Below are 18,505 nucleotides of genomic sequence, written 5' to 3'. Positions count from 1 at the left end.
TCTGGCTGCACCATGGGTGCCTGCCCGATAGAGGGCGAAAGACATGGAGCCTGGAATGGACAAGATCGCGAGCGGCTGGCTGAACGGATTTATCGGCGTGCTGATCTTCAGCGGCTCGCTGCCGGCGACGCGCGTGGCGGTGGTGGATTTCGATCCGACATTCCTGACATCGGCCCGCGCCGCGATTGCCGGGCTGCTTGGCCTGGCCATGCTGCTCCTGTTCCGGCAAAAGCGTCCGGAGCGCGGGGATTTGCTGTCGCTGGTGATCGTCGCACTCGGCGTGGTGGTCGGCTTTCCGCTGCTGACCGCGCTGGCGCTGAGGCACGTCACCTCCGCCCACTCGATCATCTTCGTCGGCCTGCTGCCGCTGGCGACCGCGATCTTCGGCGTGCTGCGCGGCGGTGAGCGTCCACGACCGGCGTTCTGGCTGTTTTCTTGCGTGGGCAGCGCGCTGGTCGGGGGCTTTGCGCTGATGCAGGGCGTGACGGCCTCGCCGGCGGGCGACGGTTTGATGCTCGCCGCCATCGTCGTCTGCGGCCTGGGCTATGCCGAGGGCGCCGCGCTATCGCGCAAGCTCGGTGGCTGGCAGGTGATCTGCTGGGCGCTGACGCTGTCGCTGCCGATCATGCTGGTGCTGACTTTGGCGACCCTGCCGCCGTCGTTTGCCGCCGTCGGCTCCCACGCCTGGATCGGGCTCGCCTATGTCTCGCTGTTCAGCATGCTGATCGGCTTCGTCTTCTGGTATCGCGGTCTGGCGCAAGGCGGCATCGCCGCGGTCGGGCAGCTGCAGTTGCTGCAGCCCTTCTTCGGCCTCGCGCTGGCGGCGATGCTGCTGCACGAACAGGTTAGCCCGCTGATGGTGGCCGTCACGCTCGGCGTGGTGGGGTGCGTGTTCGGGGCGAAGAAGTTTGCGCGGTAGTTGGAGGAGCGAGTCCCGCACCTAGAACTTCGTCACCACTCCGATGCCGATCCCCTCGAAGCCACCCATCGCCATCAACGCGGCGGGCGCCTCGTCGAGGCTGATCTTCTTGCCGACCAGCAGTTCTGGTTTGAGCTTGCCGTGGCGGATCATCTCCATCATCGCCGGGTAGCGATAGGCCTGCATGCCATGGCTGCCGAGGATTTCGAGTTCGAAGGCGATCACCTTGTCCATCGGCACCTGCGGGCGGGCGTGATCGCCAAGCATCAGCCCGACCTGCACGTGGCGGCCGCGCCGGCGCAGATTGGCGATCGAATTGAACGAGGTGGTCGGGTGGCCGAGCGCGTCCATCGACACATGCGCGCCGCCGTTGGTGATCTGCTTGACTGCCTTGACCACGTTCGGCGTCGTGGACGCGTTGATGGTGGCGACGGCGCCGATCTTCCTGGCGAACTCCAGCTTCTCGTCGGTGAGGTCGATGGCGATTACATTGGCGCCCATCGAGCTGGCGATCATGATCGCCGACAGGCCGACGCCGCCGCAGCCATGCACCGCCACCCATTCGCCCGGCGTCACCCGGCCCTGGTCGACGATGGCACGGAACGAGGTGACGAAGCGGCAGCCGAGGCTGGCGGCGGTGGCGAATTCCATCTCGTCGGGCAGGCGCACCAGGTTGGTGTCGGCGTGCTCGATGGCGACATATTCGGCGAAGGAGCCCCAGGCGTTGAAGCCGGGCTGCGATTGATGTTCGCAGACCTGGTGATTGCCCGAATTGCATTCGAAGCAATGGCCGCAGCCGACGGCGAACGGCACGGTGACGCGCTCGCCGGCCTTCCAGCGGGTCACTTGCTTGCCGGCGGCAACGACGATGCCGGCGAGTTCGTGGCCGGGCACATGCGGCAGGCGGATGTCGGCGTCATGGCCCATCCAGCCATGCCAGTCGCTGCGGCAGAGCCCGGTCGCCTCGACCTTGATGACGACGCCGTCGGCGGCCGGTTTCGGATCGGGAACGGTCTGGATCGTCGGCGCTTCGCCGAATTTCTCGAAGACGACGGCTTTCATCGGTCACTCCACCCTAAGACGGCATGCGTTCGTGAAACGATAGCCGATTCCTTGTCCGGTCAAGCGGAAATCGATTCCGCCGGACAGGTCAGTCCATGTCCTTTGGCGAAGGCTCGGTATCGAGCAATGGCTGGCGCGCTCGGAACCAGTCGCTGGCGTCGGCCTCCCATGGCCAGACCCCTTCGGTCGTGGGAAAGATCAGCTGCATGACGCGAAAATCGAGCCCATCGTAGAACCAGATATCCCAGCCGAAATGCTCGCGATAATGCCCCACATGAACGGTGCCGAACTGGCAATCGAAGCCGTTGACGAAGCCGGACGCTCGCTGTCCTGGTTCGAAGATCTCGCCTGATCGGACTCGCCTGCAATATTCGTTGATGATGGATTGGGAGATTTCAGGCTTCAGGCCGATGACGATCAACTCTGGAGCCTTGAAGTTGTGCTCTATGCCAACCGAGTAGCTGAACGGTGGGTTGTCGTCCTCTTCCATCACGTAGAGAATGTGGCAGCCATATGCCTCGACATCGGCCAGCGCCTTGGCTTCCGCGGGATCTTTGGCTTCCCTATTCGGCATCGATTTGTTTCTCAGGCGAGGCTTTCTGGAAGGCCGGCAGTGCCAGGCAGACGGCGTTGATGCGTGCGATCGTTGGGTAGGGCGCCAAATCGACGCCGAAACGGGCGTTGCTGGCGATTTGTGCAACCAGGCAGATATCGGCGAGCCCCGGCGTCTCGCCGTGGCAGAATGTTCCGGTCTGCGGCGACGACGCCAGGAGCTTTTCAAGCGGCTGGAAACCTTCGTTCACCCAGTGGCGGAACCAGTTGGTGATGTCCTGGTCGCCGGCGCCGAACAGGGTGCGCAGCGAGGTCAGCACACGCAGATTGTTCACCGGGTGGATGTCGCAGGCGATCATCTGCGCCAGCATTCTCACGCGCGCCCGGCCAAGTGCGTCCCCAGGCAGCAGCGGCGGTTCGGGCTGGATCTCGTCGAGATATTCGATGATCGCCAGCGACTGCGTCAAAAGGGTCCCGTCGCCCAGCACCAGCGCCGGCACCAGCCCCTGCGGATTGACCGCGAGATAGGCCGGTTCCAGATGGTCGCCACGGCGCAAATGGTGTGGGACATAGTCATAGCTCAACCCCTTCATCTCCAGCGCGATCCGTGCCCGATACGAGGTGGAGGACCGATAATAATTGTGCAGGACGAACTCGCTCATGCGCTCACTTCGGTTGGCCAATGGTGACTTCGATCGTGCCGATGCCGTCGACGCCGCCGGTCATCGTCTCGCCCGGCTTGACCGCGCCGACGCCGGCGGGCGTGCCGGTAAAGATCAGGTCGCCGGCAGCGAGCTCCATCGCCTCGCTGCAGATCGAGACGATGTCCGCGATCGGCCAGATCAGCTCGGCGAGGTCGGCGTCCTGCCTGACCTTGCCGTCGACCGCGAGCCAGATGCGGCCCTCCCGTGGGTGGCCGCTTTTTTGCGCCGGGACCAGTGGGCCGCACGGCGCCGAGCGGTCGAATGCCTTCGACCAGTCCCAGGGCCGCGCCGCCTTCTTGGCCTCGTCCTGCAAATCGCGGCGGGTTAGGTCGATGCCGACGCCATAACCCCAGACATGATCCAGCGCCCGCTCACGCGGGATGCGGAAGCCCGGTCTGCCGATCGCGGCGACCAGCTCGATCTCATGGTGCAGGTTGGCGGTGAGCGGCGGGTAGGGAATGGTCATACCGGAATCGACCACTGCGTCGGCCGGCTTGGTGAAGAAGAAGGGCGGATCGCGCTCATCATTGCCGAATTCGCGCGCGTGCGCCGCGTAGTTGCGGCCGACGCAGAAGATGCGGCGCACGGCGAACCGCTCGGTTGACCCGCTGACGGCGACAGAAGGCGTTGGCGGGACGGGGAGAACGAAGGCGGTCATGGCGGTCTCTGTCTTGGACGTCGGATGCCGGGTACCTTCGGCCGAATTCAGGGGCCGGGCAAGGCGTCCCATTTCACAGGGCACTCGCGCCGCCGTGCCTGTATGCGAATCCGGCGATCAACGGTAGACTATTTGGCAATAATCCGGTCATGCTCGTGGGATTAGCTTGTGCTGGAAACTGAATACGGGGCTTCGGAACGAATGTCATGACCGCAGTCAATGATCGCGCCCGGTTCCTCATCATCGACGACCATCCGCTGTTTCGCGAGGCGCTGCACAGCGCCGTTCAGATGGCCTATCCGGAAGTCGATACGGTCGAGGCGCGCTCGATCACCGAGGCGCTCGATCTCCTGGCTGACGCCAAGCCTTTCGACCTGGCGCTTCTCGATCTCTCAATGCCCGACGTGCATGGCTTCGACGGCCTGCTGCAGCTCAGGACCCGCTATCCGCGCCTGCCGGTGGTGATCGTGTCGGGATATGAGGAGCCGAGGATCATCTCCGAGGCCTTGTCCTATGGTGCGGCCGGCTTCATTCCGAAATCGGCGCGCAAGAGCGACCTGGCGGCCGCCATCCGCTCGGTGATGGACGGCGCCATCTACGTGCCGCAAACCTATGAGGGCCAGCCGGCGGACGCCGACAGCAGCGACCGCGCCGACATGGTCCAGCGCCTGTCCAAGCTGACGCCGCAGCAGTTGCGGGTGCTGCAGATGCTGCGCCAGGGTCTGCTCAACAAGCAGATCGCCTATGAGCTGCAGGTCGGCGAGACCACGGTCAAGGCGCATGTCTCCGAGATCCTGCGCAAGCTCAATGTCTACAGCCGCACGCAAGCGGTGATCGAGGTTTCGAAGCTGGACAATGCGGAGCTGTTTCGCGATCAGGCGGGATTTTGAGGGCGGTGCCAATGGTCGGGCGAACATGGCCGAAATGCGCTGTTAAAGGTGTGAAGAGCGGGGTTTGCGCAATTGCATAATATTTACTGATTTTTTTCTTACGTTAGAATGATATAGACGAAACTATTTTTCTTGCTTCTTCCAATTCCTCATCCACAAGGTGCTGCTCTTCATCAAGAGATATATATGTGACGAGCGCGAAATTATTTCTGTGTGATAAGTACCATGCAGCCAGTACTTGTTTTTCGGTCTTTGATAATACACCAACACACATTGTGTTGTTAAATTTTTTAGCCCAAATGTGCTTGGAATCTATACTGTTTTTTTGACAAAACTCGAGCATAAATGACCTGAGAACGCCAAAATCCGCGTTTGGCTTTTTCCCGCTTCGATACTTCGCAATAGAGAATTGAACGGCGCTGACGCCCGATGCCTTAGCTATGGTGGGCGGTGATCCTGCAGGAAGGTCGTGAGTTATGTCTTCCCATCCGACGGGCGCGTCGAAGGTGATGCCATAGAATTGCACTATCATGATGGGTTTTCTCGGGAATTACGGTGACAGTGCACTATTTTCTTTCTCGCCATCGAAGAGAGATCGCGAACGTCGGCGCTGCCCCTCATCCGGCTGCCGCCACCTTCTCCCCGTATAGTGACGGGGAGAAGGGCTCAAGCCAGCAGATGCGCTAGCAGCGCCCTTAATTGCGCCGGTTTCAGCGGCTTGCGCATCAGCTCGATCCCTGCGGCGCGGGCGGCTTTGGCTACGGCCTCCGATCCGTCGGCGGTGACGATCAGCGCCGGCACGGCGCGGCCGAGATAGTCGCGGACCTCTGATATGGTGGCGGTGCCGAGATCGCCGCCGTCGAGATGCTGGTCGGCGATGACGATGTCTGGCACCCAGTCGGTATCGCCAAGCATGTCCAGCGCATCGTCGGTCGAGGTAGCGGCCCGCACCAGGCATTGCCAGCGTTCGAGCAGGAAGGTCATCGCCTCCAGCACCTCGATGTCGTTTTCGACCAGCAGCACCTTGGTGCCGAACAGGCCGTAGCCGCGCGGCCGCTCCAGACTGGCGGCGCTGGCGATGGCGTCGGCAGGGGCACCGATGCCGACAGGAACATCGATGTGGAAGATCGTGCCGCGCCCGACCTTCGACGAGAACGTCACCGGGTGCCCGAGCGCGCCGGCCATGCGGCGCACAATGGCGAGCCCGAGACCGAGACCGCCGCCGTCGAGCTCGGCATTGGCGGGCAAGGTGCCGCGATGGAACTCCTCGAACACCGCCTCGCGCTGGTCCTCGGGAATGCCGCAGCCCGTATCGGCGACATCGATGCGGATGGTGTCGCCGCGATGCCTGGTGCCGACAAGGACGCCACCCGAACGGGTATAGCCTAGCGCATTGGAAAGGATGTTCTGCAGGATGCGACGCAGCAATGTGCGGTCGGAGCGGACCACGGCATTGACCGGGCGGAATTTCAGCGACAGCTGCTTGAGTGCCGCCACCGGCTGGAAATCCGAGCGCAGCGACGAGAACAACGCCTCCAGGCTGACGTCGCCGATGTCGGGTTGCACCACGCCGGCATCGAGCTTGGAGATGTCGAGCAGGGTGCGCAGCAGGTCCTCCATCGTTTCGAGCGAGCGCTCGACCTGGCGCACCAGCTTCCTGCCTTCGTCGCTGGTCTGCACTTCAGCCAGCGCCGAGACGGAGAGGTGAGCCGCGTTCAGCGGTTGCAGCACGTCGTGGCTGGCGGCGGCGAGGAACCTTGTTTTGGACAGGTTCGCCAGCTCGGCATTTTCCTTGGCGGCGCTGAGGTCGATGTTGGATTGCTCCAGCCGGCGCAGCGTCGAATGCAGCTCTTCGGTGCGCGTTCGCACGCGATTTTCCAGCGAAATCGCGGTCTGGAACAGCGAGAAGGCGTTGCCTTGCTGGTCCATCGACCGCTCGACGCGACTGACCAGTGCGGCGTTGATCTTCTTCAGCTTTTCAAGATCGTTTATGTCCCTGAGCGGCATGTTGTTCGGCCGCCTTATTCTGCCGCCTGGCGGACGCCGAAAGCGATGCCGGTGAAGGTCTGGTTCAGATGCATCGACCGGTACTGCTCGCCATAGGTGCCGAAGCCGACGACATTGTTCATCCGGTAAAGCTCCGAAATGTCGCGAAAGACCTGCCGGTTGCGCGCATCCAGCCGGCGCAGCACGCAGTCGAAGCCGAGGATCAGGTCGATGCCACCCAGCCGCTCCTCGACCTCGCGCAGGGCGGCGCGTGTCGATTCCACCATGTCCTTGGGCTGGGCGATCGACAGCACGACGCCGTCGTCGATGGCGCAGAAGAACGACAGCGAACCGTCCGCGTGCATTCTCTGTATCGAGCGGCAGTAATATTCGCCGCCCACCTTCACCACCACCGGATGCGAGGCGAAGCTCAAGGGCGTCAGGGCCTGCGGGAGGATGCCCACGGAAGCGGCATATTCGTCTGCCGCATTGGTGGCGTTGAACTCGCGCACGATGCGATGATCGGCATCGGATGCCGTCACCACCAGCTTTTCGTCGGTCGGAACGAAATTGTCGGTCTTGAAGACGTGGAAAGGGATTTCCGTGGCGATCAGCACGATGATGGCGCTGTCCGAGGTGACCCTGCCGTTCGAGATCAGGTGTGTCGTCTCGAACTTCAGATCGTCGCCGGCCGAGCCGCCGAGCAGGGGGATGTCGTCAAGGCCCCAGTGGATGGCGGAGCTGACCGCCTCCTCGGCATAGGATAGCCCGTCGATGAAGCAGAGCGCGAAAGTGTTCCTGGTGTGCTCGCCGCCGACCCGGCCGCGCAGGTTGCGCCTCAAGGCTTCAACCTCGCCGGTGATCCTGTCCATGCCCGACGAGGACAGATCGTCGACCATGGTGCTGACGGCGGTGAACGCCGCGGAGGGCAGCAGCATGGCGAGTACATGGCCGTCCTCGAGGCCCTGTGGCGTGATCTCGCCGGCGGTCGAGCAGCCGGCATGGTGGAGCCCCGGTGCGTGGGCCAGAAGTGCCCGTGACAGGGCGTCGGCCTCGACGAGGCTCTGGGAGAAGAACAACAGGGCAAAACCAGCGTCGATGGCGGCAGCCTCGGCCGCCACCGCGCATGCAAATGCGTCCATGTCGGGCTCGTCCGTCGTCAGCGCCGACAAGCCGCATGCGTAGCGCGTCCGTGAACTCGTCAGCGGCGTTCTCCCGCATTTCCTCCGACGCTGTTTTTATGCGCTGCTGTTTTTACAAGCTTCCGGCGCGCGGGCGTCGAAGGACATTGTTGCTTCCAACCGGCGTTTTGGCAATGGGGTGAGGGGAATGCATCCTTGGCCCTGGCCATGACCGAAAGTACAATGATCCCGCTTTTCCGTCGCGCTGTTTTTTGTGCATTGTGCGGTGTACGAATGACGCATGGCCGAAGTGCCACAGCGCGTCGGCAGCGTGATGACCAAGGTTGATACCCAGGGAGGGACCATGTCGGACGTTTCGTTGATGGTGAACGGCAAGCGGGTCAGCGGCGCTGCCGAGGATCGAACGCTGCTGGTTCACTTCCTGCGCGAGAATCTCGGCCTGACCGGCACGCACGTCGGCTGCGACACGTCGCAATGTGGCGCCTGCGTCGTGCATGTCGACGGCAAGGCGGTCAAGTCCTGCACCATGCTCGCGGTCCAGGCGTCCGGCTCCAGTGTGGTGACGATCGAAGGTCTGGCCAACGGCGCCGACCTGCATCCCGTGCAGGCGGCGTTCAAGGAACATCACGGCCTGCAATGCGGCTTCTGCACGCCAGGCATGATGATGACGGCTACCGACATGATCAAGCGCCATCCCGAAGGCCTCGACGAGGCGACGGTACGGGCCGAACTGGAGGGCAATATCTGCCGATGCACCGGCTACCACAACATCGTCAAGGCGATCCTTGCCGCATCGAAGACGATGTCGAAGGGGACCAAGGGTAAAGCGAAACAAGCTGCGTGAACGAGGCAGTAGGGCAGTAAGGCAGTAGGGCAGTAGGGAACCGGAGCCAATTTTCCCTACTGCCGTACTGCCCTACTCACCTACTCCCCCTAAATCTCGGGAGGGAATTTCTGATGGGCATTGAAGGTGTAGGCGCTCGCGTGGCGCGCAAGGAAGACAAGCGCTTCATCACCGGCGCCGGCCGCTATGTCGACGACATGGTGGTTCCCGGCATGAAGCACGCGGCGTTCGTGCGCAGCCCGCACGCGCATGCGCAGATCAAGAAGATCGACGTCAAGAAGGCGCAGGGCATGCCGGGCGTCATCGGCGTGCTGACCGGCAAGGAACTCAAGGCCGACGGCATCGGCAACCTCATCTGCGGCTGGATGATCCATTCCAAGGACGGTTCTCCGATGAAGATGGGCGCATGGTCGCCGCTGGCCGTCGACAAGGTCCGCTATGTCGGCGACGCCGTCGTGATCGTCGTGGCCGAGACCAAGGGCCAGGCGCGCGACGCGGCCGAGGCGGTCGAGATCACCTACAAGGAACTGAAGGCCGTCGTAGACGCCACCAAGGCGCTCGAAAAGGGCGCGCCGCAGGTCCACGCCGAAGCCGAGAACAATCTGATCTTCGACTGGGAGATCGGCGATGCCAAGGCGACCGACGCCGCCATCAAGGCGGCGGCGCATGTCACCCGCATGAAGATCGTCAACAACCGGCTGGTGCCGAATGCCATGGAGCCGCGCGCGGCTCTCGGCCACTACGACAAGGCGGAAGATCACTATACCTGCTGGACGACATCGCAGAACCCGCATGTCGCGCGGCTGGTGATGAGCGCCTTCTACAATGTCGCGCCGGAAAACAAGCTGCGGGTGATCGCACCCGATGTCGGCGGCGGCTTCGGTTCCAAGATCTACATCTATCCCGAAGAGATCGTCTGCCTGTGGGCGTCGAAGAAGACCGGCGTGCCGGTCAAATGGGTCGCAGACCGCACCGAAAGCTTCCTCACCGACGCGCATGGCCGCGACCATGTCTCGACCGTCGAGATGGCGTTCGACAAGAACAACCGGATCACCGGCTTCAAGGTCGACACGATCGCCAATCTCGGCGCCTACATGTCGCTGTTTTCGTCCTGCGTGCCGACCTATCTCTATGCGACGCTTTTGTCGGGTCAGTACGATATTCCGGCCATCCATGCCAATGTGCGCACCGTCTACACCAACACGGCACCCGTCGATGCTTATCGCGGGGCAGGGCGGCCGGAGGCCACCTATCTCCTGGAACGCACCATGGAAGCAGCAGCGCGCGAACTCGGCGTCTCTCCGGCCGAACTGCGGCGCAAGAACTTCATCACCGTCTTTCCGCACCAGACCCCGGTGATCATGAATTATGACGCCGGCGACTATGGCGCCTCGCTCGATGCGGCCATGAAGACCTCCGACTATGCCGGCTTTGCCAAGCGCAAGGCCGCGGCGGCAAAGCAGGGCAAGCTGCGCGGCATCGGCATGAGCTGCTACATCGAGGCGTGCGGCATCGCGCCGTCGGCGGCGGTCGGCTCGCTCGGCGCCGGCGTCGGCCTTTGGGAATCGGCGGAAGTGCGGGTCAACGCGGTCGGCACGATCGAGGTGCTGACCGGCTCTCACAGCCATGGCCAGGGCCATGAGACGACGTTCGCGCAGCTGGTCAACGAGCGTTTCGGCGTGCCGATCGATTCAGTTTCGATCGTCCATGGCGATACCGACAAGGTGCAGATGGGCATGGGCACCTACGGGTCGCGCTCGGGTGCGGTCGGCATGTCGGCGATCGCCAAGGCGCTCGACAAGGTGGAGGCCAAGGCCAAGAAGATCGCCGCGCATCTGCTCGAGGCCGACGAAGGCGACATCGTCATCGAGAACGGCGCGCTGAAGGTCGCCGGCACCGACAAGAACGTGCCGTGGTTCCAGGTGGCGCTTGCCGCCTACACCGCGCACAATCTGCCGGCCGGAATGGAGCCCGGGCTGAAGGAAACGGCCTTCTACGATCCGTCGAATTTCACCTTCCCGGCGGGCTGCTATATCTGCGAGGTCGAGATCGATCCGGAAACCGGTACGACCGAGATCGTCCAGTTCGTCGCCGCCGACGATTTCGGCAACATCATCAACCCGATGATCGTCGAGGGCCAGGTGCATGGCGGCATCGCCCAGGGCGTCGGCCAGGCGCTGCTGGAAGGCGCTCACTACGACGCCAGCGGGCAGCTGCTGACGGCGAGCTACATGGACTACACCATGCCGCGCGCGGACGACCTGCCTTCGTTCAAGGTCTCGACGTCGAACACCCCGTGTCCGGGCAATCCGCTCGGCATCAAGGGCTGCGGCGAGGCCGGCGCCATCGGCTCGCCGCCGGCGGTGATCAACGCCATCACCGATGCCATCGGTATCCCCGACATTGCCATGCCGGCTTCGCCGTCCACCGTGTGGGCAGCGATCCGTGCCGCGACGAAGCACTGAAAAGAGTGAGCAGGGAGTAGTGAGTAGCGAATAGGGAAACGCTTCATCAACAACGGCAGCTGAGCATTCACTACCGACTACCCACTACTGACCAAGCACTCTCAAGGAGGACCCCATGTACGCAGTCAACTACCACCGTGCCGCCTCGGTCACTGAAGCCGCCAAGCTGATCAAGACGGACGACGCCAAGCTGCTCTCGGGCGGCATGACCTTGATCCCGGCCATGAAGACGCGGCTGGCGGCGCCTTCCGATCTCGTCGATCTGTCGCGCATCACGGAGTTGCAAGGTGTCAAAGTGTCGGGCAAGACGATCACCATCGGCGCCGCCACCACGCATTTCGAGGTCGCCAATGACGAGAAGCTGAAGAAGGCGTGCCCGGCGCTTGCCCATCTGGCGTCGCTGATCGGCGACCCGGCGGTACGCCACAGGGGCACGATCGGCGGTTCGATCGCCAACAACGATCCGGCGGCCGACTATCCCGCGGCGCTGCTGGCGCTGGGGGCCACCATCGTCACCAACAAGCGCGAGATAGCCGCCGACAAGTTCTTCAAGGGACTGTTCGAGACCGCATTGAAGGATGGCGAGATCATCACCGCGGTCACCTTCACCGCACCGGCGAAGGCCGCCTATGAAAAATTCCGCAATCCGGCCTCGCGCTACGCGATCGTCGGCGTGTTCGTGGCCAAGGGCAAGGATGGCGTCAGCGTCGCCGTCACCGGCGCCGGCGACGACGGCGTCTTCCGCTCGAAGGAGATCGAGGCGGCGCTGGCGAAGAGCTTCGACGCCGCGTCGCTCAATGGCGTGAAGGTGCCAGCCAAGAACCTGATGACCGACATCCACGCTTCCGCCGATTATCGCGCCAATCTGATCTCGGTGATGGCCAAGCGAGCGGTGGCGGCAGCCAACGCCTGACACCATCGGTTTTGGACAAGGAGAGGGGCCGCCACGGCCCCTTTTTCGTATGCGGCGACCCTTAGCGGTCCAATTCCCCTAGGGAATCGACCCCTGCGCAGTGCCTCTGCTTGAAGCAATTACGGCCAGCTGCTTCTCCTGGTACTGCCCGACTGCAATCTCGCACTTGCACAAATTTATCTTGCACTGCAATATGACACTGGGCGGGAATGCGAGCCGGGTTCGGAGCATGCACCGCCGTGCCTTTCGCATGTCCAACGCGAAGGGATCGGCATGTCCGAAGTTTCCGTCACCCATCTGGCTCCGCCGCTATCGGTCGCCGACAGATCGGCCAGAACCAGGCTGGCCTATCTCGACGGCTGGCGCGGACTGTCGATCGCCCTGGTGCTGATCGGGCATTTCTTTCCGGTTCCCGGAATCAATCTCGGGGTGCTGGGCGTCGAATTCTTCTTCGTGCTCAGCGGCCGGCTGATGGGCGAGATCCTGTTCATCGAACGCTACCCGCTGAAGAAGTTCTTCAAGCGCCGCTTTTCGCGCATCTATCCAGCGCTTCTGGTGTTCGTTGCCGTTGCCATGGTCGCGCTGTCGGGCACGTTCATCGCCTTCAAATGGAAGGCGGCGCTGACGGCGCTGACATTCAGCTACAACTACGCCGGAATTCTCGTCACCCGGGCCGGTGCGCTGGACCATATCTGGTCGCTCTGCGTCGAGGAGCATGCCTATGTGATCCTGGCCCTGATCAGCGCCACCGTTGCCAGGCGCGACCGCGTCATACCGTTGCTGCTGGCGCTGGCCTTGCTCGCAATGGCGAACGGGGCGGTGTCTTACTGGGTGTTCAGACTGGACTATGAGACCACCTATTGGCGCACCGATGTGCACATCGCATCGATCCTGCTGTCGGCATCGATCTGCCTGCTCAAGGCCGATGGCAGGCTGCCGCCCATGTTGAAGGGGCCCTATGTCGCCCTGGCGGCTGCGGCCGGCGCGGTTTTGCTGTTCATGGACCCCGTGCCGACGCCGATCCATTACCTGGTCGCCGTGCCGCTGCTGGCGATTGCCGTCAACGCGCTCGATTTCAGCACCCAATTCTTTTCCGGATTGCTGTCGTCCTGGCCGATGGCGACGTTGGGCCTGTGGTCGTATTCGCTCTATCTGTGGCAGCAGCCATTCTACAAATTCGTCTACGAACAAGGCAGCGACCCGTGGCTGATGCTGGCCGGAGTTTTTGCCTGCGCGCTCTGCAGCTACTACGTCATCGAGCGGCCGGCGCGCGAATGGCTCAACCGCAACTGGTGAATGCGGCACGCAAAGGTCGTACGATCGCGGCGCGGACGGCACGCCAGCCATCCCTACGGGCAGGACGAATTTTCGCCTACCGTTAGCCGATCGTCTCATTTCTCGGCCAGATGGCGCCGCCAGCGCCACAGGATTAGGCAACGATCTGCCGCGCGTAATAGCGCACCGCCTTCTTGCCGCCATGGATGACCGCGTCGCCGACTTCGGCGAAGCCGAGCGTGGCGTGGAAGGCGTCCGAGGCGGGGTTGGGCGGGTCGCTGTTGACCTCGCAGGTGACCAGCGTGTGGCCGGCGCGCTGGGCGTGGTCGAACAGATCCTGATAAAGCAGGCGCGCGTGGCCAAGGCCCCTCGCATGCGCGGCCACCACGACACGGTCGACATAGACGAAGCGTTCGTAGCGTTCGCGGAACCAGACAAAATTCGGGCTGTCGTAGCTGGCGTCCTGGTCGAAGGTCATGATGAAGGCTTCGAGATCGCCGATGCGCCTGGCGTAAAACGCTTCGCCGAGCAGGAAGGACAGCCGCTCTGCTTCGAGCCACGACAGTTCGGCGGCATGCTCGTTGTTGAGGGCGAGGATAAAGGCTTCGTCGCCCTGCGATACGCGGCTGATAGGGGAGGTCATGCCTTGGCCGCCGCGATCGTTGCCGCCACCAGCGGTGTGTCGGTCAAAATGTTGCGGTACTCACGGTCGAGATCGGAGCCGCCCATGCCAACCCTTGGATTGCGGTAGCGCATGGCGCTCGGCACCTCCTTGAGGGCGGCGAAATGCATTTCCGCCAGCCCGGTCTTTCCGCGCACCTCGGCGATGTTGCCGAGATCGAGCCCGCCGCAACCAAGGATGATGATCCGGTCACCGGCCTGCCGCACCAGATCCGCCAGCAACGGCAAACCCTCGATGGCGGTGTCGCGCTGGCCGCTGGTCAGCACGCGGCCAACCTTGCAGCGTATCAGCGCTTCCAGCGCCTCGCTGGGATCGCGCGTCATGTCGAAGGCGCGGTGACAGGTGACGTTCAGCGGACCCGCCGCCTCGGTCAATTCGCCCATGCGGCGTTCATCGAAGGTGCCATCGGCGTTCAGGCAGCCATACACCACGCCGGGCACGCCGAGGTCGCGGAGTGCTGCGACATCGGCGAGCATCGAGTGGTATTCGGTCTCGCTGTAGAGAAAATCGCCGCCGCGCGGCCGCACCATGACGTGAAACGGCACGGTGGCCTGGTCCAGCGCGGCGCGCACCGCGCCTAGGCTCGGCGTGATGCCGCCTTCGACAAGGCTGGCGCACAGTTCGACCCGGTCGGCGCCGGCCTCCTGCGCGGCGAGCAGGCCATCGATGCCTTCGACACAGATTTCGATCAGCGGTGGGCGAGTTTCAGCGGTCAAGGGATGATCCAATCCATGATGTCGCGAAAAGCCCTAGCACCCGGCCGGCCGGCGCGAAAGCGTGAACGGCAGGCCGCCATTTGGACCAGGCGGGCATTTCCCGGCTTGACAGTTGTATAACTGCAGGGTTATGGGTTAATTCATAGCTGTCGAGTTATTGATTGCGCCCGAGCAGCGCGAACACGGCAAGGAGGAACGAGGCATGACGCAAACCAAATCGATCGTCGTCGAGCGGCTGATTCCGCATTCGGCGGAGAAGATATGGCGCGCACTGACCGTGCCTGAACTCGTTGCCGAGCGGCTCATGCAGAACGATTTGGCGGCGCAGGAGGGGCATCGCTTCACCTTCCGGGCGGCACCGGTGCCGGGCTGGTCCGGGGTGACGAACTGCGTGGTGCTGAAAGTCGAGGCGCCGCGCCTGCTGGCCTATAGCTGGGGCGACGGAAGCGAATCCGACAGCGGGCTGAAGACCGTGGTGACCTGGTCGCTCACGCCCGAAGGTGCGGCGACCCGGGTGCGGATGGAGCATTCGGGGTTCCGGCCCGCCGACGAGCGCGGATATGTCGGCATGGGAAGCGGCTGGCCGCGTATTCTGGAACGGCTGGAGCAGGTGGCCGCGAAGCAAGGCTGACGGCCGAGCTTTCATCGACCAAACCGGTCGGCACTGCTGCCGATCGCAACACTTCGCGCCCGGAGGCTCCGCTTCCGGGCTCGGCAAAACACGCCCTACCGAAACACGGTTTCAAAGGAGAAGACCATGCAAGCGAGAATCAAGAACCCGGTGATGCTTATCCCAGGCGCCCTGCAGGCGTTGCTGGCGCTGGACAAGTCGACCGAGGCGGCCGACGTGCCCTATGTGACGCGCAAGCTGATCCATCTGCGCGCCAGCCAGATCAATGCCTGCAGCCTATGTGTCGACATGCATGCGCGCGAACTGAAGAAGGCCGGCGAGAAGGACGAGCGCATCTTTGCGCTGGCGGCATGGCGGGAGACGCCATACTTCACCGATGCCGAACGCGCGGCCCTGGCGCTGGCCGAGGCCGGCACAAGGCTCGCCGACCGGGCAGACGCCGTGCCGGACGATGTCTGGGACGAAGCTGCCCGGCACTATGACGAAAAGGCGCTTGCCGCGCTCGTTGTCCAGATCGCCCTGATCAACGCTTTCAACCGGCTGAACGCGACGACACGACAGATGGTCGGCTCTTGGGGCTGAGCGCTGGGTCGAGCGCTTGGGGCGGGCCGATTGTCGGCGACCGGGGGAAGGCGGGCGGCGCATCGCGCCCGCCTTCAGGGCACAGGCATCGCCTTGGCTACTGGCGCAGCTCCGTATTCTTGGTGCCTTCCTCGACCTGATCGATCACCAGCAGCTTGATCGGGCCATCGCCGATGTTGGTGGCCTGATGCCACTGGCCGATCATTTCGATGATGAAATCGCCCGTCTTGTAGGTGTTGCTGTTGCCGGTCTCGACATTGGTGACCTTCAGCGTCCCGGCCTCGACATAGGCATAGCGGGGGAAGGGGTGCCGGTGGACCGGCAAGGTCGCGCCCGCCGCGATGTCGTAAGTTGATACCACCACCTGCACGTTCTTCTGCGGCAGCGTGATCGGCTGCCCGGACGCGGTGGTGGTGCGCGAAGCCAGCGGCGTGACCACGACAGGCGTGCCGCTGCTGTCGAGTGCCAAGGCACAATTCGCGTAAAGCGCAGCCGCAAGCAGCAGCACCGATGCTGAGATTCTCCGCATGATTCCTCCCTGAACCGGCACATCTATCGCGCGGCGCACAACCGCGCGCAAGCATTGTACTTGAGTTGAGGGCGATGCGATCGAGTAACGGCGGGCCGGCCCATGATCCACGCACTCGCTAACGTCACGCATGTAGTCGCTAGGATCACGACACGGCTCTCACAACAGCGGTCTCGTACCGCCAGGGAAGGATCGTTGGTGCTGTTCCGAAAAAATTTTAGCAACGACCTCTTGAAGAGAAAAAACGCGATTCCCAGATCGTTTTCCGTCGAGGCTACGGCTCGACAAAATGGCGTCGCGGCGACGCTGCGGCGGCCTCCCCATGTTGCTTCACGGAGGATATGGCTATGAGAAGCTTTGATTATGCCCCCCTTTACCGCACAACAGTCGGTTTCGACCGACTCTTCGACATGCTCCAAAACAGCGTGCGTTCGGACTGGCCTCCTTACAACATCGAGAAGAATGGCGACAATGACTATCGCATCACGATGGCCGTCGCCGGCTTCGGTCTCGACGAAGTGGAGCTTGTGCAGAACGGGCCCGAATTGTCCGTGATCGGACAGAGGAAACCTGACCAGGAAAATCGGGAGATCCTCCATCGCGGTCTGGCGATAGGCAACTTCAAACAGGTGTTCAAACTTGCAGACCACGTCAAGGTCAAGGCAGCCAATCTCCAGAATGGCCTGCTGTCGGTGGACCTGGTCCGCGAAGTGCCCGAGGAACTCAAGCCCCGGCGCATTGAGATCAGCTCCGAAGCCAAAGGGCTTCCCCTCAAGAAATCCGACAAGAAGGAAGCCATCAAGCTGAACGCAGAACCGGAGCGCGAAGCCGCTTGACCCTGCAGTCCAGTTTGTCGCCTGCCTCCCGGCTCTGCCGGGAGGCACAGATTGCGGAGAATGGAGATGAGATCCGAAGCTTACGATTATCATGAACCTGAATCGAAAGATCTCGCCGGGGAATACGCGGCGCTGCAGACGCCCCACGATGTCCTGAACGAGGAGATGACGATCGGCGAAAAACGGGCTTTGCTCGCTTTTTGGGCTTCCGATGTCCATGCGGTTCCGGGCAGGCCTGCCTTACGTCGATTGGACAATGGCGTCATTGTGGAGGTCGGCGATATTCTTCGTGCTCTCAACCACTTGGACAAAATTGGACGCAAGCCGCCGGTTTCCAGGGTGCAGGAGAGCGGCGGCCGATCCTCAGATCGGTGTCGCGACAAAGCCAGACGCAGCTGGTTGCGGTACCCCTGGCGAGATGACGACGATGATCCGCCGCCGGTTCCCGCGTATGTCGCGGTCCCGCCCAGACGCGGAGATGGTGGCGTGTTCGCGGAGCCTGAGCATGCAGCCACGTGACGAGCCGATTCGGCAAACTGGTTCGCTCAACCGAAAGGAGGTCTAGATGGGCGATAGGATGTTCGATCAACCGGTGTTGGTAAGCAATGGCCAGTTCATTCAAGAACTGGGATGTCTCGAAGACGCTTTCGACTTCTTGCATGATTGGCCACGGGAGCGGCGGGGCCCGATTTTCGAAACCGCCTTCCGGGCCTGCCAGCGTGCTTACGACGGCCAGGTTTCACTGTCGGTCGCGCGTGATGCTGTCGCCGGGTTCGCAAGATCCGTCAAAATCCTGCAAGAGCCGCTTGCTCCGCTCCCCTGGATGGGCGGCATGAATTCCGGCCGCGGCGGGATCGCGGCTTGATTTCGACAATGGTGGCGGCGCCACGAAGGTGGCGTCGCTGCCGCTATGCTGCTCTTCCGGATGTCTGCGCCGCCGTGCAACTTTCCGGAGATCGGCGGGCCGAGGTCCGATAGGTTCGTCATCCCATCGAACTTTCAGTTCGTCTAAAATGTTCCGGAACCCTCCGTTCCGTCAAAATCTAATGATCAGGAACGCACACTGGAAAGCACGTGCGGTAACGGTTGATTCAACCATCGATGGTAATTTGGTGTGCA

21 protein-coding genes are annotated in these 18,505 nt (G+C 62.7%); 11 read left to right on the top strand and 10 right to left on the bottom strand.

What is annotated here, in order from left to right; translation table 11 throughout:
• Nucleotides 1–55 precede the first annotated feature (55 nt).
• Nucleotides 56–919: a DMT family transporter gene (locus LB577_RS25535; protein ID WP_224689430.1), complete on the top strand. Its 864-nt coding sequence runs from the start codon at nt 56–58 to the stop codon at nt 917–919.
• Between the two features lie 21 nt (nt 920–940).
• On the opposite strand, the gene LB577_RS25530 is transcribed toward LB577_RS25535, so the two are convergent.
• From LB577_RS25530 to LB577_RS25515, 4 genes are all read right to left on the bottom strand, one after another.
• Nucleotides 941–1,981, bottom strand: coding sequence for a zinc-dependent alcohol dehydrogenase family protein (locus tag LB577_RS25530; protein ID WP_224689429.1), 1,041 nt, complete (start codon nt 1,979–1,981; stop codon nt 941–943).
• Between the two features lie 88 nt (nt 1,982–2,069).
• Entirely contained in the window at nt 2,070–2,555 is a 486-nt protein-coding gene (locus LB577_RS25525) for a DUF4262 domain-containing protein (protein WP_224689428.1), read from the bottom strand.
• Nucleotides 2,545–3,195, bottom strand: coding sequence for a maleylacetoacetate isomerase (gene maiA, locus LB577_RS25520; protein ID WP_224689427.1), 651 nt, complete (start codon nt 3,193–3,195; stop codon nt 2,545–2,547). The genes LB577_RS25525 and maiA overlap by 11 nt, the downstream gene beginning before the upstream one ends.
• Before the next feature lie 4 nt (nt 3,196–3,199).
• Nucleotides 3,200–3,895 carry a fumarylacetoacetate hydrolase family protein gene (locus LB577_RS25515; RefSeq protein ID WP_224689426.1) on the bottom strand — a complete coding sequence of 232 codons (696 nt, stop codon included), beginning with the start codon at nt 3,893–3,895 and terminating at the stop codon, nt 3,200–3,202.
• Between the two features lie 206 nt (nt 3,896–4,101).
• Between LB577_RS25515 and LB577_RS25510 the strand changes: the two genes are divergently transcribed.
• On the top strand, nt 4,102–4,785 hold the full coding sequence (locus LB577_RS25510; RefSeq protein ID WP_013895059.1) for a response regulator: 684 nt from the start codon (nt 4,102–4,104) through the stop codon (nt 4,783–4,785).
• A gap of 103 nt (nt 4,786–4,888) precedes the next feature.
• Here the strand turns inward: LB577_RS25510 and LB577_RS25505 are convergent, their stop codons facing one another.
• The 3 genes from LB577_RS25505 to LB577_RS25495 form a co-directional block, all read right to left on the bottom strand.
• Entirely contained in the window at nt 4,889–5,317 is a 429-nt protein-coding gene (locus tag LB577_RS25505) for a hypothetical protein (protein WP_224689425.1), read from the bottom strand.
• A gap of 134 nt (nt 5,318–5,451) precedes the next feature.
• Nucleotides 5,452–6,792, bottom strand: a complete 1,341-nt coding sequence (locus LB577_RS25500) for a hybrid sensor histidine kinase/response regulator (protein WP_224689424.1) — start codon at nt 6,790–6,792, stop codon at nt 5,452–5,454.
• A gap of 14 nt (nt 6,793–6,806) precedes the next feature.
• Nucleotides 6,807–7,913 carry an FIST signal transduction protein gene (locus LB577_RS25495; RefSeq protein WP_224689423.1) on the bottom strand — a complete coding sequence of 369 codons (1,107 nt, stop codon included), beginning with the start codon at nt 7,911–7,913 and terminating at the stop codon, nt 6,807–6,809.
• A 343-nt stretch (nt 7,914–8,256) separates the two neighbouring features.
• On the opposite strand from LB577_RS25495, the gene LB577_RS25490 reads away from it, so the two are divergent.
• The 4 genes from LB577_RS25490 to LB577_RS25475 all read left to right on the top strand — a co-directional run bounded on the left by LB577_RS25490 (nt 8,257) and on the right by LB577_RS25475 (nt 13,431).
• Nucleotides 8,257–8,757 (top strand): (2Fe-2S)-binding protein, encoded by a 501-nt coding sequence (locus tag LB577_RS25490; protein WP_224689466.1) that lies wholly within the window; start codon nt 8,257–8,259, stop codon nt 8,755–8,757.
• Nucleotides 8,758–8,870: 113 nt separating this feature from the next.
• Nucleotides 8,871–11,222, top strand: a complete 2,352-nt coding sequence (locus tag LB577_RS25485) for a xanthine dehydrogenase family protein molybdopterin-binding subunit (protein WP_013895065.1) — start codon at nt 8,871–8,873, stop codon at nt 11,220–11,222.
• A 115-nt stretch (nt 11,223–11,337) separates the two neighbouring features.
• On the top strand, nt 11,338–12,135 hold the full coding sequence (locus tag LB577_RS25480) for an FAD binding domain-containing protein (RefSeq protein WP_224689422.1): 798 nt from the start codon (nt 11,338–11,340) through the stop codon (nt 12,133–12,135).
• 273 nt (nt 12,136–12,408) lie between these two features.
• Nucleotides 12,409–13,431: an acyltransferase family protein gene (locus LB577_RS25475; RefSeq protein WP_224689421.1), complete on the top strand. Its 1,023-nt coding sequence runs from the start codon at nt 12,409–12,411 to the stop codon at nt 13,429–13,431.
• 133 nt (nt 13,432–13,564) lie between these two features.
• Here the strand turns inward: LB577_RS25475 and LB577_RS25470 are convergent, their stop codons facing one another.
• Nucleotides 13,565–14,053 (bottom strand): GNAT family N-acetyltransferase, encoded by a 489-nt coding sequence (locus LB577_RS25470; protein WP_224689420.1) that lies wholly within the window; start codon nt 14,051–14,053, stop codon nt 13,565–13,567.
• Nucleotides 14,050–14,808 carry a copper homeostasis protein CutC gene (locus tag LB577_RS25465; RefSeq protein ID WP_224689419.1) on the bottom strand — a complete coding sequence of 253 codons (759 nt, stop codon included), beginning with the start codon at nt 14,806–14,808 and terminating at the stop codon, nt 14,050–14,052. Before LB577_RS25465 ends, LB577_RS25470 begins: the two co-directional genes overlap by 4 nt.
• Before the next feature lie 202 nt (nt 14,809–15,010).
• On the opposite strand from LB577_RS25465, the gene LB577_RS25460 reads away from it, so the two are divergent.
• Nucleotides 15,011–15,439 carry an SRPBCC family protein gene (locus LB577_RS25460; protein ID WP_224689418.1) on the top strand — a complete coding sequence of 143 codons (429 nt, stop codon included), beginning with the start codon at nt 15,011–15,013 and terminating at the stop codon, nt 15,437–15,439.
• Between the two features lie 126 nt (nt 15,440–15,565).
• Entirely contained in the window at nt 15,566–16,021 is a 456-nt protein-coding gene (locus LB577_RS25455; RefSeq protein WP_013895073.1) for a carboxymuconolactone decarboxylase family protein, read from the top strand.
• A 97-nt stretch (nt 16,022–16,118) separates the two neighbouring features.
• On the opposite strand, the gene LB577_RS25450 is transcribed toward LB577_RS25455, so the two are convergent.
• On the bottom strand, nt 16,119–16,550 hold the full coding sequence (locus LB577_RS25450) for a cupin domain-containing protein (protein ID WP_224689417.1): 432 nt from the start codon (nt 16,548–16,550) through the stop codon (nt 16,119–16,121).
• A gap of 347 nt (nt 16,551–16,897) precedes the next feature.
• Between LB577_RS25450 and LB577_RS25445 the strand changes: the two genes are divergently transcribed.
• The 3 genes from LB577_RS25445 to LB577_RS25435 all read left to right on the top strand — a co-directional run bounded on the left by LB577_RS25445 (nt 16,898) and on the right by LB577_RS25435 (nt 18,251).
• On the top strand, nt 16,898–17,386 hold the full coding sequence (locus tag LB577_RS25445; protein ID WP_224689416.1) for an Hsp20 family protein: 489 nt from the start codon (nt 16,898–16,900) through the stop codon (nt 17,384–17,386).
• A gap of 66 nt (nt 17,387–17,452) precedes the next feature.
• Entirely contained in the window at nt 17,453–17,905 is a 453-nt protein-coding gene (locus LB577_RS25440) for a hypothetical protein (RefSeq protein ID WP_224689415.1), read from the top strand.
• 46 nt (nt 17,906–17,951) lie between these two features.
• The gene (locus LB577_RS25435) at nt 17,952–18,251 is read left to right on the top strand and encodes a DUF982 domain-containing protein (RefSeq protein ID WP_023763476.1); all 300 of its coding nucleotides are present in this window, start codon (nt 17,952–17,954) and stop codon (nt 18,249–18,251) included.
• Nucleotides 18,252–18,505 lie beyond the last annotated feature (254 nt).

It is taken from the genome of Mesorhizobium sp. B283B1A (genome assembly GCF_020165735.1).
GTDB lineage: Bacteria > Pseudomonadota > Alphaproteobacteria > Rhizobiales > Rhizobiaceae > Mesorhizobium > Mesorhizobium opportunistum.
This window is presented reverse-complemented; position numbering and strand designations above follow the sequence as displayed.

Excerpts from the sequence above, each read along its gene's own strand:
- LB577_RS25535 (WP_224689430.1), top strand. The coding sequence starts at position 56 with ATGGACAAGATCGCGAGCGGCTGGCTGAACGGATTTATCGGCGTGCTG.
- maiA (WP_224689427.1), bottom strand. The coding sequence starts at position 3,195 with ATGAGCGAGTTCGTCCTGCACAATTATTATCGGTCCTCCACCTCGTAT.
- LB577_RS25510 (WP_013895059.1), top strand. The coding sequence starts at position 4,102 with ATGACCGCAGTCAATGATCGCGCCCGGTTCCTCATCATCGACGACCAT.
- LB577_RS25490 (WP_224689466.1), top strand. The coding sequence starts at position 8,257 with ATGTCGGACGTTTCGTTGATGGTGAACGGCAAGCGGGTCAGCGGCGCT.
- LB577_RS25445 (WP_224689416.1), top strand. The coding sequence starts at position 16,898 with ATGAGAAGCTTTGATTATGCCCCCCTTTACCGCACAACAGTCGGTTTC.
- LB577_RS25470 (WP_224689420.1), bottom strand. The coding sequence starts at position 14,053 with ATGACCTCCCCTATCAGCCGCGTATCGCAGGGCGACGAAGCCTTTATC.
- LB577_RS25485 (WP_013895065.1), top strand. The coding sequence starts at position 8,871 with ATGGGCATTGAAGGTGTAGGCGCTCGCGTGGCGCGCAAGGAAGACAAG.
- LB577_RS25450 (WP_224689417.1), bottom strand. The coding sequence starts at position 16,550 with ATGCGGAGAATCTCAGCATCGGTGCTGCTGCTTGCGGCTGCGCTTTAC.
- LB577_RS25500 (WP_224689424.1), bottom strand. The coding sequence starts at position 6,792 with ATGCCGCTCAGGGACATAAACGATCTTGAAAAGCTGAAGAAGATCAAC.
- LB577_RS25475 (WP_224689421.1), top strand. The coding sequence starts at position 12,409 with ATGTCCGAAGTTTCCGTCACCCATCTGGCTCCGCCGCTATCGGTCGCC.
- LB577_RS25525 (WP_224689428.1), bottom strand. The coding sequence starts at position 2,555 with ATGCCGAATAGGGAAGCCAAAGATCCCGCGGAAGCCAAGGCGCTGGCC.
- LB577_RS25515 (WP_224689426.1), bottom strand. The coding sequence starts at position 3,895 with ATGACCGCCTTCGTTCTCCCCGTCCCGCCAACGCCTTCTGTCGCCGTC.
- LB577_RS25530 (WP_224689429.1), bottom strand. The coding sequence starts at position 1,981 with ATGAAAGCCGTCGTCTTCGAGAAATTCGGCGAAGCGCCGACGATCCAG.
- LB577_RS25495 (WP_224689423.1), bottom strand. The coding sequence starts at position 7,913 with ATGGACGCATTTGCATGCGCGGTGGCGGCCGAGGCTGCCGCCATCGAC.
- LB577_RS25440 (WP_224689415.1), top strand. The coding sequence starts at position 17,453 with ATGAGATCCGAAGCTTACGATTATCATGAACCTGAATCGAAAGATCTC.
- LB577_RS25460 (WP_224689418.1), top strand. The coding sequence starts at position 15,011 with ATGACGCAAACCAAATCGATCGTCGTCGAGCGGCTGATTCCGCATTCG.
- LB577_RS25480 (WP_224689422.1), top strand. The coding sequence starts at position 11,338 with ATGTACGCAGTCAACTACCACCGTGCCGCCTCGGTCACTGAAGCCGCC.
- LB577_RS25505 (WP_224689425.1), bottom strand. The coding sequence starts at position 5,317 with ATGATAGTGCAATTCTATGGCATCACCTTCGACGCGCCCGTCGGATGG.
- LB577_RS25435 (WP_023763476.1), top strand. The coding sequence starts at position 17,952 with ATGGGCGATAGGATGTTCGATCAACCGGTGTTGGTAAGCAATGGCCAG.
- LB577_RS25455 (WP_013895073.1), top strand. The coding sequence starts at position 15,566 with ATGCAAGCGAGAATCAAGAACCCGGTGATGCTTATCCCAGGCGCCCTG.